Here is a 14095-nt window from a genome sequence, read left to right on the forward strand (position 1 = left end):
CATGGACACGCCCGGAAACCGGCGTCTCGCGAGCCCTGTGCGACAAAGTTATGCACATTGTGGGGAAACGAATCGTTGCAGGTAGGAGGAATAACTCTGTTGTAATTCATCCTTTTGTCCACAGGTTATGCACAACTGGGAAGCGGATGTGAATGAAGTTATCCACACCTGTGTGTGCATCGGTGGAGAACTGTCCAACTCCATTGGATACCCGCGAGTAATAAATCCCAACCAGTGGGTTGACCCCGGGACGTTCGTCCTGTCCAATCGAGGGTCAGCGGTAGTCGTGCGATGCTCAGGGGGCGCTTGACGGATGCGGAGATTTGGGTTTGTCGGGATTGTGTTGGTCGTGCTCGCGCTTGTCGTGGGCGGAGTGGCGTATGCCGAACCGGCACCTGAAAACCCACCAGGAGATTCGGCCGGTCAGACCGGGGCTCACATCAATCGCATAGAGCAGTTGTCGCCCACACGCAGTGCCGTGTTCGTCGAGTCGCCGGCCATGCGACGCGAGGTGCAAGTGCAGGTTCTGCATCCAGCGTCGAGCGCCGGTTCACGTCCGTCCTTCTACCTACTCGACGGCGTCAGTGCCGGTTCGGAATCCGGATACTCCGAGAGCACCTGGACCCAGAAGACCGACATCGAAACGTTTTTCGCCGACAAGAACGTCAACGTCGTTCTCCCCGTGGGCGGCACCGGCAGTTTCTACACCAACTGGAAGAACGACGATCCGAACCTCGGTGTGAACAAGTGGGAATCGTTTCTCGCAGAAGAACTTCCGACGTTGATTGATTCTGCGTTTTCCGGAAATGGGACGAACGTGGTCGGCGGGGTGTCCATGGGTGCGCTCGGCGCGGCCAACCTCATCACACATCACCCGAAGCTCTACACCGGATTGGCCTCGTACAGTGGCTGTCTCGACAACTCCGAATCGTCCTCGCAGGATTCCGTGCGGCTCACCGTGGCCAGCAAGGCGGGCGACGCCACCAACATGTGGGGTCCGGCGTCGGACCCCGACTGGCAAAAGCACGACCCGTCCACCAACGCGGAAACGCTGCGTGGGAAGACGATCTACGTGTCCTCCGGTACAGGTGCGCCCGGAGAATACGACAACGTCTTCACCCCGAGTGGACTGCAGACTGCCATCGAAGGCGGACCGCTCGAGGCGCTCGCTAATACGTGCACACAACTGTTCGAAGCGAGGTTGGGGGAGTTGTCGATTCCCGCAGTATTCGCGTATCGGAACGACGGCACCCATTCGTGGCCGTACTGGCAAGACGCGCTTCACGATTCCTGGCCGACGGTGAAGACGGCGCTGGGAATGTGAGCTGAGAACTACTCGGCCAGTGCCAGTTCGAGCAATTGGAGGGCGCCGTCACGGGTCTGCGCAGCCGCGATGAACCCGGCCTTGTGGCAGAAGACCGAACTGTCGACGCCCGTCTGGGCGGCAAGATCCGAGCCGTTCAGGCCGCGCCACGGCTCCGGCAACAGCTTTCGTGAACCGAACTTGGAGTCAGCAGGCTTGACCGTCTGAATCGACCAGCCGCCGTTGGTGTTCGGGAAGATGGTGAACAGCAGCTCTGGCTGGGCCGACGCGGCGCGGCCGTGGGGAACGAAGCGTTCCAGCACGACGAAGCGCGGATCCGTTGCTTTTTCGTAGGTCTCGGTGAACTCGCGCTCGGCCGCCGCGTCGCCGGCATACTTGGCGCGCAGGCGAATCAAGACCTGGGTTGCGAGAACGACGGCCAGCTCGAACTGGGTGTCGAACTCCTCGTCGGTGGACGAGATCGGATTGAAAAGGTCCAGCACGGACGACAGATCAAAAGGCTTGGTGCCGTAGTCGTTGAGGGTGTAGATCTCTTGGCCGTTGTCGACGGCGTCGATGCCCTCGACCAGTCGGCTGTCGATACGGCGGAACACGGAGGCGTCGCCTTCACAGAACTGCAGGCCGTATTCCTGCCAGAGCAGACCGAAGGCGGAGTACAGGATGCCGTTGCTGCGCTCGCCGGCATCACGCTGGTGATGGTCGAAGCGCCCCTCGGCCGGGTTGTAGCGACCGCCGACGTCGAGCACGATGTCCGCGCTGCCCAGGACGGACTCGTCACGGCTGCGAACGACGGTGGCGTCGGGGTACAGCTGCTTGAGCAGCGATACGCCGAAGACGTCGTCTGCATGGAACTTGCCGTTATGGGTCGCGATGATCACCCGTCGAGACTAGGCAATCGAGCCGGGGGATGCCTATTCAGCCGACGGTGCGGATGCGATCGGTGGCAGGCGGCGAGACCGGGGACCCGGCTGCGAACAGGGCAGTCAAGGCGTCGAGGTCGTTGCCCGCGCCGGTCATCTGGGTGGAGTTCTTCAGTGCGGTGAAACCGTCCCCGCCCTCGGCGAGGAACTTGTTCACCACGACGCTGTAGACGCCGTCGGGGGCGATGTCCTGCCCGTTCAAGCGCATTTCCGAGATTCGCGAGCCCGGCGCTGCTCGCCGGTCCATGGCGTAGGTGAAGCCCGCGGACGGGGAGAGGATGCGCTCGGTAACGGTGCCGTCGAGGTCGATCTGGAATTGCTGTTCGAGAGCGTCCTTCAGCACCGCTCCTGTGACGGAGAGCACCTCGAGACTGTTGCCGAAGGGTTGCACACCGTAGGCCTGGCGGTAGGTGATCTGGCCGGAAGTGCCGAAGTCCAAGTCCTCGCGCATGCCGCCGGGGTTCGTCAACGCGAGTTGAGCGCCTCGTGTCGATCCGGCGGCGAGTTGAGCGTCGGCGACCAGGTTGCCGAGTGTCGATTCGCCGCTGGGTACCCGGTCCCGTGTCAGATCGGCGGTGATGGTCCCCACCGGTCGCTGAGCGCTTTCCGATGCCTCCGACCAGGCTCGGTCGGCGAGCGCCTGAATATCGGGATCCGGCGAAATATCGTGTGTCACTATCTGATTGAACGCGGACGTCTGATCGCGAACGACCTCGCGGGTGTTGCGATCGATGGTGACGTCTGCGACGGACACGATCCGGCCGTGCGAAGCGCCCTGCATCACGACTCTGGGATTGCCTGCGGGATCAGGGAATTCGCAGTTGTACTGCTGGTGGCTGTCGGCGGTGAAGATGACGTCCACCTTCGGTGACGCACGAAGGGCGATGTCGCGGGCCGGCCCGGACTCGACGTTGCAGTCGTTGGGCCCACCTTCGACGGCCGGTTCGTCCCCACGGTGCAGGAGGACGGTGATGGCTTTGACGCCGAAGAAGTCGAGGACGTCGGCGGTGCGGTTGATCGCTTCGACCTCGTCGCCGAACTGCAGATCGGCGATCCCACCCGGTGTCACGATCTGCGACGTGTTGGCGGGGGATATCGCGATGACTCCGAGCGGAATGCCGTCGACCATGTTCACGGTGAAGGGCAGCGTGGCCGGGGTGCCGTTGGTGTACGTCATGTTCGCGGCCATCAGCGGGAAGTTGGCGCCGCCGAAGGACGGACTGAACGTGCACGCATCGACGGCGGAGCAACCGCCGGACTGCATGCGTCGGAACTCGGCGAGCCCTTTGTCCAGTTCGTGGTTGCCGATCGCGGAAGCGTCGATCTTCATCCGGTTCAGGAGTTCGACCGTCGGTTCGTCGTTGAACATCGCCGACTCGAGCGCCGACGATCCCCAGTTGTCACCGACCGAATACAGCAGCGAGTTGGTGGCCTGGCTGCGAAGTTGCGTCACGTAGGCCGCGAGATACGCCGCGCCACCTGCGGGAGTGAGCGAGCCGTCGGCCTGCCTGATCTCGCTGCGAACACCTTCCGGCGGGCGGAGACTGCCGTGCAGATCGTTGAACGCCAACAGACGTACCGACACCGTGTCCTGGGACTCTGCGTTGGCGACGCCACTCAGGGAGGTCGCGGTGGTGGCGAGAAGGGTCGTTGCGAGCACGGCACACGTTCGTGTCATGCGTCGCGTCATGCGTCGTGCTCCCTCACTCGGACCGGCCTCGAACCTCCCTGAGTGTGCCCGTCTGCCGAAACGAATTCCAGTCCTCGGCGTAACAGTTATGTATCGAGTGTCACGCGGTGACGCCGATGCCCGCGGCCTGCTTCGCGACGTCGGTGTTCGCGAAAGCGAGGAATGCGTCGTTCTCGTGTGGATCGCCGATGGTCATCCGGACGCCCTCGACGCCGTACTGGCGGATCAGAATGCCCGCTTCGGTACTCGCCTCGGCAAAAGCGGGAGAGAGTTCTCCGAGGGGGAGATAGACGAAGTTCGCCGACGACTCGGGGACGGTGTACCCGGCTTCGATCAGAGCGGTTCGAACTCGCGTCCGCTCGGCGATGACACCTTCGGTGCGGGCAAGCAGTTCGTCTGCTGCAGCCAGGGAAGCGATTGCGGCGGCCTGCGCAACAGCGCTCACGGTGAACGGGGTGTGCACCTTGCCGAGGGCCACGATGATCTCCGGATCCGCGACCGCGTAACCCACGCGGATTCCCGCGAGGCCGTACGCCTTCGAGAAGGTGCGCAGAACAACCACGTTGGGGCGGCTGCGGAACAGCTCGATGCCGTCGGCGTCCGAGCGTGAGTATTCGAAGTACGCCTCGTCGAGTGCGACGACGACGTGCGCCGGGACCGCGTCGAGAAAGCTCTCGAGCTCTGCCTTCGACAGTGCATTGCCGGTCGGGTTGTTGGGGTTGCATACGAAGATCAACCGCGTGCGATCCGTGATCGCGGCCAGCATCGCGTCGAGGTCGTGGCCGAAGTCCTCGGTCAGCGGAACCTTGACCGAGACGGCATGGCCGACCTGGGTGACCACGGGGTACGCCTCGAACGAACGCCACGCGTAGATGACCTCGTCACCCTGATCGCAGGTGATCTGCACGAGTTCCTGGCACAGCGTCACGGAGCCACAACCAGCGGCGACGTTGGCCGGCTCGACTTTCAGGAAGCTGGCCAGCGCCTCGATGAGTGCGACCGCGGCATTGTCCGGGTAGCGGTTGGCATCGGCGACCGCGTCGGCGACGGCGTCACGCACACCGGGCAACGGCCCTACTGTCGTTTCGTTGCTCGCCAGCTTGATCGCACCCGGAAAATTGCGTCCGGGAACGTAGGCGGGGATGGAGGCGAGGTCAGGGCGAATGTGTGCGGTCACGAGTCGATTATGCGCGCACTGATTTGGTGCGTAGCGGCCGTCTGCGTGTCAGAGTTAGAAGATGTCGGAAATCTTCCGAGCCACCGCGTATCTGCGCGGAGCCGAAGGGGAGGTCGCCACGGCTGTTCCGCTGACCGTGGTGGAGCCGGACGGCCCGACGAGGGGCGGGATCGTCGTCCTGCATGAAGCCCGGAAGTTCAGCCCGGCTCTGCTGAATCTGATGTGCGCGCTTGCCGGCGAAGGGTGGGTGAGCGTCGCACCTCACCTGTTTCACCGCGAACCCGAACACATGCAGGGTGAGGTGTTCGGTGACAACCTCTTCGCCGACTTCGACGCGACCCTCGATTGGCTCGTCGGACGCGAAGTTCTCGCAGACACCATCGGGGTGCTCGGATTCGACGACGCCGGTACCGCCGCGATGCTCGTGGCCACCAGCCGTCCCGTCGGCGCCGCGGTGAGCGTCGCCGCCCGGGGAATCGTCGAAGCCTTGTCGGTGGATGCTCAGGCGCTTGTCGACGCGGCCACTTCCCTGCAGGCGCCGTGGCTGGCGCTGTACGGCGAGGACGATCCCAGCACGCCTCGCGAACACGTGACTCTGCTCCGGGAAGCGACCGCGAAGGCCGACGTCGCGACACTGGTGGTCAGCTACGCCGGACTGGCTCACCGGGCGGACGAGCCGCCACAGCTGTCCGAGGACGCTGACCTCGACGACCCTGATTCGGCCTCGATCATCGAAGCTCAGACCCGGATCTTCGACTGGTTCGACAGCCACCTGCGGTAAGTTCACAAAACAGTCCGCTGACCACACGTTTTGCCTTTGGTGGCGAAGGGTGTGTAATCTTTCGATCCGGCGGTCCGAAAGGATCGGAACCCCCAGGGAGGCGTGCCAGAGCGGCCGAATGGGACTCACTGCTAATGAGTTGTCCCTTTTACGAGGGACCGGAGGTTCAAATCCTCTCGCCTCCGCCAAGCCGGTGATTTTGACCGGCGGGTTAGAAATGATAGAAATTACGACGGTAAGACACGCAAGACCAGCAAGACAACAGAACATGCGCCCGTAGCTCAACGGATAGAGCACTTGACTACGGATCAAGAGGTTAGGGGTTCGAATCCCTTCGGGCGCACAAGAAAGAAGGTCACAGACTTCAGGTCTGTGACCTTCTTTTTGTTGTGGTGCATACGCAATTCTTGAATGTGTGTGAGGTCACCTCGGCGATTTCGGGCGGTGATCCTCGCGATCGTGGGAACCGACAACCGATCCCCGCGACCTATGCTTTCTGCGGAGCAGCCACGCGAACCGAGGAGAACCCGTTGGAGACCGTCGACAGTCGGACGCTCCCGGTCTACTCGGCGGGGGCGGTCGAGGTGCCCTTTGTCATTGCGGGCATGGACGAACTTGTCTCCCGCGAGACCCGGTGGGATGCGCACTCGCACCCGACTCACGAATTGTTGTGGAACGAGCGGGGAGCGTCGAGCGCCACGGTGGGATCGCGCACGTGGACCATTACGCCGACCGTCGGTCTGTGGATGCCCGCCGGCGTCCTGCACTCGGCGATCGCGCCGGCCGGCACCTGGTATCGGGCCGCTCAGCTCGACATCGCGTCAGTTCCTTCTCTGTCCGACGTGCCGGTGGCGATCGAGGTCACTCCGCTGCTGCGGAACCTCCTCGAGCGACTGGCAGACGATTCACTCGGAACCTCTTCACGCTCGCTCACGGAGCAGATGGTGATCGACGTGCTGGCACCGTCGCCGAACGAGTTGCTGGTGCTGGTGCCGGACTCGCCACTTCTGCAACCCATCGTCGATGCGATCGGTGACGATCCGAGTGACATGCGAACGCTGTCCGACTGGGCAAGGCTCCTCGGTGTCAGCCCGCGAACCATCACCCGGGTATTTCGGTCGGAGACCGGGATGAGTTTCGGGCAGTGGGTCTCGGCTGTGCGCGCCCAACGAGCGGTGACCCTTCTTGCCCACGGCTTGGATCTACAAGAGGTTGCCGAGCGTGTGGGCTACCACTCGACCAGCGCATTCGGGGCGGCATTCCGGCGCACTACAGGCGCTACACCAGGGATGTTCCGGGCTAGCTGATCGGCCATCACACCTTGTCTCGATCGCTACACGGGGTGTCCCAAACACGCGATTGCGCCACATTGCCCTCCCGTATACGGTTTAGGCAAACCTCACCTAAGTGCCTGATTGAGCCGGGTTGAGGGCCGTACCCCTTCTCGAGAGAGTTCTGTTTTCATGCGTTCAAAACGCTTCTTGGCGGTGGCCGCAGCAGCGGTCGCAGTCGCCCTCGGCATGACAGCTTGCAGTTCCGACTCCTCGGAGACCGCCGACGGCGGCAGCGCCGGAAGCGGATCCAGCTCCTTCCCTGTCACGATCGAGCACGCTTTCGGAACTACGACGATCGACGCCAAGCCGGAGCGAGTTGCCACTGTTGCCTGGGCCAATCACGAAGTGCCCCTTGCTCTCGGCGTGGTTCCCGTCGGAATGGCAGCGGCGACTTTCGGTGACGACAACGGCAACGGAATGCTGCCGTGGGTCGAGGAAAAGCTCGACGACCTCGGCGCGAAGCCGCCGGTGCTCTTCGACGAGACCGACGGCATCGACTTCGAAGCCGTCTCCGATACGAACCCTGACGTCATTCTTGCCGCATACTCCGGATTGACGCAGGAGGACTACGACACTCTCAGTGAGATCGCTCCGGTTGTGGCGTATCCCGAGGGGCCGTGGGCGACGTCGTGGCGTGACGTCATCAAGTTCAACAGCATGGGCCTCGGCATGGAATCCGAAGGGCAGGAACTGATCTCCACCATCGAGAAGGAGATCGCCGACGAGGTTGCCGCGCATCCGCAGCTTGCCGGCAAGGCAACCATGTTCCTGACGCACGTCGACACCGCTGATCTGAGCCAGGTCAGCTTCTACACGGCGAACGACACGCGCGCCGCGTTCTTCGAGGACCTCGGACTTTCGACGCCGAAGAGCGTTGCCGACGCCTCGACGGGTGGTGAGTTCTCGAAGAAGGTCAGTGCCGAGCGTGTGGACGTCTTCGACGACGTCGAACTGATCGTCACCTACGGTGACCAGGCACTTGTCGACGCACTCAAGGCTGACCCGCTGCTCTCGCAGATGCCTGCCGTCGCCAACAACGCGATCGTGTTCCTCAATGGAACCGGGCCGATGGGAACGGCGGCCAACCCGACTCCACTCGCGATTTCGTGGGTATTCGGCGACTACGTCGATCTGCTCGCCGGGGCCGCTGGAAAGTCGGAGTGACTGTAACCTCGCAGGATTCGACGTCGGGCGCTCGCGATACGCGGCGCCCGACGTTCGGCAATTCGCTGTGGTTGATCGCCCTTCTCGTTGTCCTCGCGGTGCTCATGTGCGCTTCGATCGTCATCGGCTCTCGTGAGGTCGACTGGTCCGATATCGTTGCCGCACTAAACGGTTCAACGGACAACATCGGTCAGGGTGCGATTGCCAAGCGCATTCCGCGGACGGTGCTCGCGATAATCGTGGGAGCTGCGCTCGGTCTTGCCGGCGCTGTGATGCAGGGGATTACCCGAAACCCTTTGGCGGATCCCGGAATCCTGGGCGTCAACATGGGCGCTTCGCTCGCCGTGGTGATCGGAATGGCGTGGTTCGGACTGTGGACCCAGACCAGCATGATCTGGGTGGCCGTACTCGGTGCAGCCGGGGCGGCGTTGTTCGTCTACGTGGTCGGGTCACTCGGGCGAGGTGGAGCCACCCCACTCAAGTTGGCTCTCGCCGGGGCCGCAACATCGGCTGCGTTTGCTTCGTTCATCACTGCGATCATGCTGCCGCGAAACGATATTGCGGGCAACATTCGTTCGTGGCAGATCGGCGGCGTCGGTGGCGCGAGTTTCGAGGTGATCCGGCACGGTCTGCCATTTCTCGTTGTCGGCTTCGTGATCTGCCTGCTGTCGGCCCGCAGTCTCAACTCTCTTGCGCTCGGTGACGAGGTCGCATCGGGCCTCGGTGAGCGTGTCGCGGTGGTTCGTGCAGTGGCAGCGCTCGGTGCAGTGCTGCTCTGCGGTGCGGCCACTGCCATCGCGGGACCGATCGGCTTCGTCGGTTTGGTAGTCCCGCACCTGTGCCGCCTGCTGATCGGTATCGACAACCGTTGGCTACTACCGTTTTCTGCGCTGACAGGTGCCGGCCTTCTCGTCGCCGCCGACATTCTCGGACGAATTGTCGCCCGGCCGAGCGAAATCGACGTCGGCATCATCACCGCGCTCATCGGAGCGCCCTTCTTCATTTACATAGTCCGCCGTCAGAAAATACGTGAGCTGTGACCACTACATTCGTTACTCCCGAAGTCGAGGTTGACGCAGTCGGAGCAAGCCGTATCCGACGAGGTAGACGCCGCCGCATCGTGATTGCCGTGCTGACGGTCCTCGTCGTCGCCTCCTTCGCGGTCACTCTGATGGTGGGAAAAACCTTCTACCCGCCGTCAGATGTGCTTCGGGTCATGCTGGGGGAGAACGTGCCTGGTGCCTCGTTCACCGTCGGCCGCCTCCGGCTGCCTCGCGCTGTCCTCGCTGTGGTCGCCGGAATCTGTTTCGGCTTGGGCGGCATCACGTTCCAGACGATGCTGCGCAACCCGCTCGCGAGCCCCGACATCATCGGAATCAGCTCCGGCGCAAGCGCTGCAGCGGCTTTCGCGATCATCTCGCTTTCACTCGGCGGTTCACAGGTATCGGTTTTTGCTATCGCTGTCGGTCTGGGCGTCGCAGTCTTGATCTACGTTCTGTCTTTCCGGGACGGTGTGGCGGGCACTCGGCTCATACTGATCGGTATCGGCATCGCCGCGATGCTCGACAGCGTCACCGCCTACCTGCTCAGTACCGCCGCCGCGTGGGATCTGCAGGAGACGATGCGTTGGCTCACCGGCAGTCTCAACGGTGCCAACTGGGGTTCGACGGTTCCCGTACTCCTGGCGCTGGTCGTGCTCGGGCCGGTGCTGCTGAGCCAATCGCGCAACCTTTCGACCATCCAGCTCGGTGACGACGCAGCACAAGCGCTCGGCGTCAGAGTGGAACGAACGCGCATTCTGACGATCATTGCGGCCGTCGGACTCATCGCCTTTGCCACTGCCGCTGCGGGGCCCATCGCCTTCGTCGCATTTCTGTCCGGCCCCATTGCCGCCCGCATCGTCGGTCCGGGAACATCACTTTTGATTCCGTCGGCGCTGGTCGGAGCGCTGCTGGTGCTCGTTGCCGATTTCTGCGGACAGTACGCCTTCGGCACCCGTTACCCCGTTGGCGTGGTGACCGGCGCGCTGGGAGCGCCGTATCTCGTCTACCTCATCATTCGCTCCAACCGAACGGGAGGTTCGCTGTGACCGAATTCCATACTCTGACTGTCGAAAACCTCGAACTCGGTTACGGAGGACGGACCGTCGTCGAATCGCTCGACCTCGCGGTGCCGCCGGGAAAGATCACGACCATCGTGGGCGCCAACGCGTGCGGCAAATCGACACTGCTGCGGTCGATGTCGCGGCTACTCAGTCCCCGAAGCGGTCATGTTCTGTTGGACGGCAAGGATGTTCATCGCCTGCCTGCGAAGAAGCTCGCTCGCACGCTCGGTCTGCTGCCGCAGTCACCGATCGCACCGGAAGGGATAGTTGTCGCCGATCTCGTCGGCCGTGGTCGTCATCCACATCAGCGGGTGCTGTCGAGGTGGAGCCGCGAGGATGACGCAGCTGTCGCCGAGGCGCTTGCGGCCACGGACACAACCGGATTGGCCGAACGATCGGTGGACGAGCTTTCCGGTGGTCAGCGCCAACGTGTGTGGATTGCGATGGCGCTCGCCCAACAAACCGATCTGCTTCTACTCGACGAGCCGACCACCTTCTTGGACGTGAGCCACCAGGTTGAGGTCTTGGACCTGCTCACCGACCTGAACCGGACTCGGGGTACAACGATTGTCATGGTTCTGCACGATCTCAATCTCGCCGCCCGCTACGCCGACTACCTCGTCGCCATGGCCGATCGCCGGGTCTACGCGGCGGGTGATCCTGCCGAGGTGCTCACGAGCGACAACGTCCGCACCGTGTTCGGTCTCGAGAGCCGAATCATCCCCGACCCCATGTCGGGTAAGCCGTTGGTGTTGCCGCTCGGGCGCCACCATGTGCTCGACGACGTGTCGACGTGACGGCGTCGAACGCCCCGGGCGGGCGGATCGAATCCGTGGAACAACTCAATGCGATTCTCGGACAGCCCCATCCGACGATCATGGAGAAGCAGACCGCTTACACGACTCCGTTGATCCGTGAATTCATCGAGCAGGCACGGTTTTTTGTGCTCGCGACATCCGATGCGGCCGGAAATTGCGATTGCTCGCCGCGCGGAGACCTGGTCAGTCAGGTTCTGTTTCCCGACGAGAAGACGCTCGTGCTCCCGGATCGTCCGGGCAACCGGCGCGCTGACTCGTACCGGAACATGATCGAGAATCCTCACGTGGGGATCCTCTTTCTCGCGCCCGGGCACGACGAGATCGTGCGCGTCAACGGCACGGCGACTCTGTCCACCGATCCTGATCTGTTGGATTCGATGGCGATGAACGGCAAGCCTGCACAGCTTGCGGTGATCGTGCAGATCGACGAGGCGTATCTGCATTGCGCGAGAGCGATTCTGCGGGCGAAGCTGTGGGATCCGTCGACGTGGCCCGCATCCGATGAGGTGCCGAGTCTGCGCGACATGATGGCGGAGCAACACAGCCTGCGCGTCGAGGACCTCGAACCCGCCAGACAAGAGGCGTACCGCAAGTACCTGTACTGACCTCAGTCCGTTGGCCTTTCGCAGGAGAACGGTCTCCACCAGCTGATCGTCAACTGGTGGAGACCGTCGTTCTTACTGTTCCGGGTTTACTGAAGCGAAATTGTGGCGCCACCGGAGAACATCGAGTCGTGTACCTCGATCTCCTTGGGGGTGGCACTGGTCGGGATGTCGAAGACAATGGTGGTCTTCCGTGTGATGCCGGGGTTTATGTCGCCGCCGATCGCGGTTTCGGCGTCGATATTGATCGCTGCCATCGTGTTGTTGGTGAATTCGCGACCTTCGGTGTCGATCAAGGTCTGATTGGATCCGAAGTAAGCCTGGGGCTTGTCGGAAGTGTTCGTGATCTCGACGTGAACGAGTACGAACTGACCCTCAGCTTGCTCTTGCAAGTAGGGATTGTCGCCGATCGTCGTGAGGCCGGTCTCGATACCCGTCACGACGAAACCGAACTTTCCGTCTCGCACTTCCTCGCCGATTCCGGGATTCGAAGACTTCGTTTCCTTGGGAGCTTCGGCCGGGGCAACTGCGGCCACGGAGGCACCGTTGGCCGCGGCTTGCGTGGTTGTGGGGGCCGCGGCGGATTCTTCCTTGTCTTTGTCCCCGCCGCCAGTGGCGATCGCGACAATCACGAAGAACGCCACGATGCCTCCGACGACCCATGGCCACTTCTTCTTTTTCGCCGGTGAAGGCGGCGGTTGCTGAAATCCACCGGCCGGCTGAGCGTACTGGCCCGGGAACGGCGCGCCAGACTGATCTGGATAAGGCTGTCCATAAGGTTGCTGAGCCGGTGGTTGCTGTCCGTAGGGCTGCTGGGGTTGCTGCCCGTACGGCTGCTGAGGCGGCTGGCCATATGGCTGGTTAGGGTCCTGCGGGGGTTGTGTCATGGCCGTTCCTTCACGTGGGATTGCTCACGCATTACTAGGTGAGCATTCGATACTTCTACCAGACTGACCGGTCGCAATGTGTGCAGAGTGGTCGGTTTTGTCCGACAATGATCCGTGCCTTCAATTGCCTCCTCGCTGTTCTGGATTGCGCTGATCGCGGCCATCGCGCCGATAGTCGCGGGCCTGATCCCGCGTCGACTGGTTCCCGAAGTGGTGTTGCTACTGGTCGCGGGCGCAGTAGTCGGGCCGTTCGCCCTCAACATCGCAGCTGACAGCGAAGCGATCGGCATCCTCCGCGAACTCGGCCTCGGCATGCTGTTCCTGCTCGCCGGCTACGAGATCGACCGACAGGAACTCAGTGGGCGCGGCGGACGTCGAGCGCTCTACACATGGCTGTTCTGCCTCGCGCTGGCGTTCACGGTGGTCTCGCTGCTGGGAATGAGGAACGTGATCTCCGCCGAAGCCGCTGTTGCCATTGCGATGACGTCGACCGCTCTGGGCACGCTGCTGCCGATCCTCAAGGACAACAAACTCCTCGACACACGCTTGGGTAAGACCGTCCTCAACCACGGGGCCGTCGGCGAGCTCGGGCCGGTCGTCGCGATGGCGGTGCTGCTGAGTGCCCGTGGTGCCGTACTGTCGCTGATCGTTCTTGCCGTCTTCGCCTTGATCGCTGTCATCGTTGCGGTGCTGCCCGGCAAGCTGATTCACGAAGGCTCGTGGACACATCGCCTGGTGCGGGCAGGGGCGGACACGACGGCGCAGACGACGGTCCGCCTCACCGTTCTGTTGTTGGTCAGCCTCGGAGTGCTGTCGGCTGTGTTCTCACTCGACGTCATTCTCGGTGCGTTTGCCGCCGGCTTCATCCTGCGGCGACTGATGCCAGAGGGCGACGAGCGCCTCGAGATCAAGCTCGACGGGATCGCCTTCGGGTTCCTCATCCCGATTTTCTTCATCACTTCAGGCATGGCGATCGACGTCTCGGCGGTCGCCGCCAGTCCCGGCATACTGATTGCGTTTTTGATCCTGATCGTTGTAGTCCGCGGCGTGCCGGTGTTCTTCGTGACCAAGTTCGAGAAGGTCGAACCACCCTTCACCACGCGCGAAAGTGCGCAAGTCGCGTTGTACGGGGCTACCGGCCTGCCCATGATCGTGGCGGTCACGGGCGCGGCCGTCGACGCGCATCAGATGTCCTCGGACAACGCGTCGATTCTTGTCGCGGCCGGGGCGATCACGGTTCTGCTGTTGCCGATGATTGCCACTCTGTTGACGAAGAAAGAGAAAGTGTCCTGAT

The 14095-nt window shown here is 62.7% G+C and carries 13 protein-coding genes and 2 tRNA genes; 11 read left to right on the top strand and 4 right to left on the bottom strand.

Going from position 1 to position 14095, the window contains the following annotated elements; all coding sequences use genetic code 11:
* Positions 1-340: 340 nt before the first annotated feature.
* Positions 341-1324 (top strand): alpha/beta hydrolase family protein, encoded by a 984-nt coding sequence (locus G9U53_RS12175; protein WP_134929773.1) that lies wholly within the window; start codon positions 341-343, stop codon positions 1322-1324.
* Positions 1325-1332: 8 nt separating this feature from the next.
* Here the strand turns inward: G9U53_RS12175 and G9U53_RS12180 are convergent, their stop codons facing one another.
* From G9U53_RS12180 to hisC, 3 genes are all read right to left on the bottom strand, one after another.
* The gene (locus G9U53_RS12180) at positions 1333-2202 is read right to left on the bottom strand and encodes an MYG1 family protein (RefSeq protein ID WP_047271521.1); all 870 of its coding nucleotides are present in this window, start codon (positions 2200-2202) and stop codon (positions 1333-1335) included.
* 37 nt (positions 2203-2239) lie between these two features.
* Positions 2240-3934, bottom strand: coding sequence for a bifunctional UDP-sugar hydrolase/5'-nucleotidase (locus tag G9U53_RS12185; RefSeq protein WP_165638726.1), 1695 nt, complete (start codon positions 3932-3934; stop codon positions 2240-2242).
* Between the two features lie 100 nt (positions 3935-4034).
* Complete coding sequence (hisC, locus tag G9U53_RS12190) at positions 4035-5111, bottom strand: histidinol-phosphate transaminase (protein ID WP_064113793.1); 1077 nt, start codon at positions 5109-5111, stop codon at positions 4035-4037.
* Between the two features lie 61 nt (positions 5112-5172).
* Here hisC and G9U53_RS12195 point away from each other — a divergent pair, with 61 nt between their 5' ends.
* The 9 genes from G9U53_RS12195 to G9U53_RS12235 all read left to right on the top strand — a co-directional run bounded on the left by G9U53_RS12195 (position 5173) and on the right by G9U53_RS12235 (position 11917).
* A complete protein-coding gene (locus G9U53_RS12195; RefSeq protein ID WP_003943860.1) occupies positions 5173-5892 on the top strand; it encodes a dienelactone hydrolase family protein in 720 nt (239 codons plus the stop codon).
* Between the two features lie 96 nt (positions 5893-5988).
* A tRNA-Ser gene (locus G9U53_RS12200) sits at positions 5989-6080 on the top strand.
* 82 nt (positions 6081-6162) lie between these two features.
* Positions 6163-6235 (top strand) — tRNA-Arg (locus G9U53_RS12205).
* 46 nt (positions 6236-6281) lie between these two features.
* Entirely contained in the window at positions 6282-7199 is a 918-nt protein-coding gene (locus G9U53_RS12210; RefSeq protein ID WP_080712703.1) for an AraC family transcriptional regulator, read from the top strand.
* Between the two features lie 156 nt (positions 7200-7355).
* Positions 7356-8390, top strand: coding sequence for an iron-siderophore ABC transporter substrate-binding protein (locus tag G9U53_RS12215; protein WP_165638727.1), 1035 nt, complete (start codon positions 7356-7358; stop codon positions 8388-8390).
* A complete protein-coding gene (locus G9U53_RS12220; RefSeq protein ID WP_165638728.1) occupies positions 8387-9430 on the top strand; it encodes an iron ABC transporter permease in 1044 nt (347 codons plus the stop codon). Before G9U53_RS12215 ends, G9U53_RS12220 begins: the two co-directional genes overlap by 4 nt.
* The gene (locus G9U53_RS12225) at positions 9427-10479 is read left to right on the top strand and encodes an iron chelate uptake ABC transporter family permease subunit (protein ID WP_165638729.1); all 1053 of its coding nucleotides are present in this window, start codon (positions 9427-9429) and stop codon (positions 10477-10479) included. The genes G9U53_RS12220 and G9U53_RS12225 overlap by 4 nt, the downstream gene beginning before the upstream one ends.
* Positions 10476-11291: an ABC transporter ATP-binding protein gene (locus tag G9U53_RS12230; protein ID WP_165638730.1), complete on the top strand. Its 816-nt coding sequence runs from the start codon at positions 10476-10478 to the stop codon at positions 11289-11291. The genes G9U53_RS12225 and G9U53_RS12230 overlap by 4 nt, the downstream gene beginning before the upstream one ends.
* Entirely contained in the window at positions 11288-11917 is a 630-nt protein-coding gene (locus tag G9U53_RS12235; protein ID WP_042447707.1) for a pyridoxamine 5'-phosphate oxidase family protein, read from the top strand. Before G9U53_RS12230 ends, G9U53_RS12235 begins: the two co-directional genes overlap by 4 nt.
* An 86-nt stretch (positions 11918-12003) precedes the next feature.
* Here G9U53_RS12235 and G9U53_RS12240 read toward each other — a convergent pair whose 3' ends face one another.
* Positions 12004-12801 carry a DUF4352 domain-containing protein gene (locus G9U53_RS12240; protein ID WP_030535755.1) on the bottom strand — a complete coding sequence of 266 codons (798 nt, stop codon included), beginning with the start codon at positions 12799-12801 and terminating at the stop codon, positions 12004-12006.
* 114 nt (positions 12802-12915) lie between these two features.
* On the opposite strand from G9U53_RS12240, the gene G9U53_RS12245 reads away from it, so the two are divergent.
* The gene (locus tag G9U53_RS12245) at positions 12916-14094 is read left to right on the top strand and encodes a cation:proton antiporter (RefSeq protein ID WP_165638731.1); all 1179 of its coding nucleotides are present in this window, start codon (positions 12916-12918) and stop codon (positions 14092-14094) included.
* The last annotated feature ends 1 nt before the right edge of the window (position 14095 follow it).

Origin of the sequence: Rhodococcus sp. D-46 (assembly GCF_011290655.1) — a bacterium.
GTDB classification, from domain to species: Bacteria; Actinomycetota; Actinomycetes; order Mycobacteriales; family Mycobacteriaceae; genus Rhodococcus_F; species Rhodococcus_F qingshengii.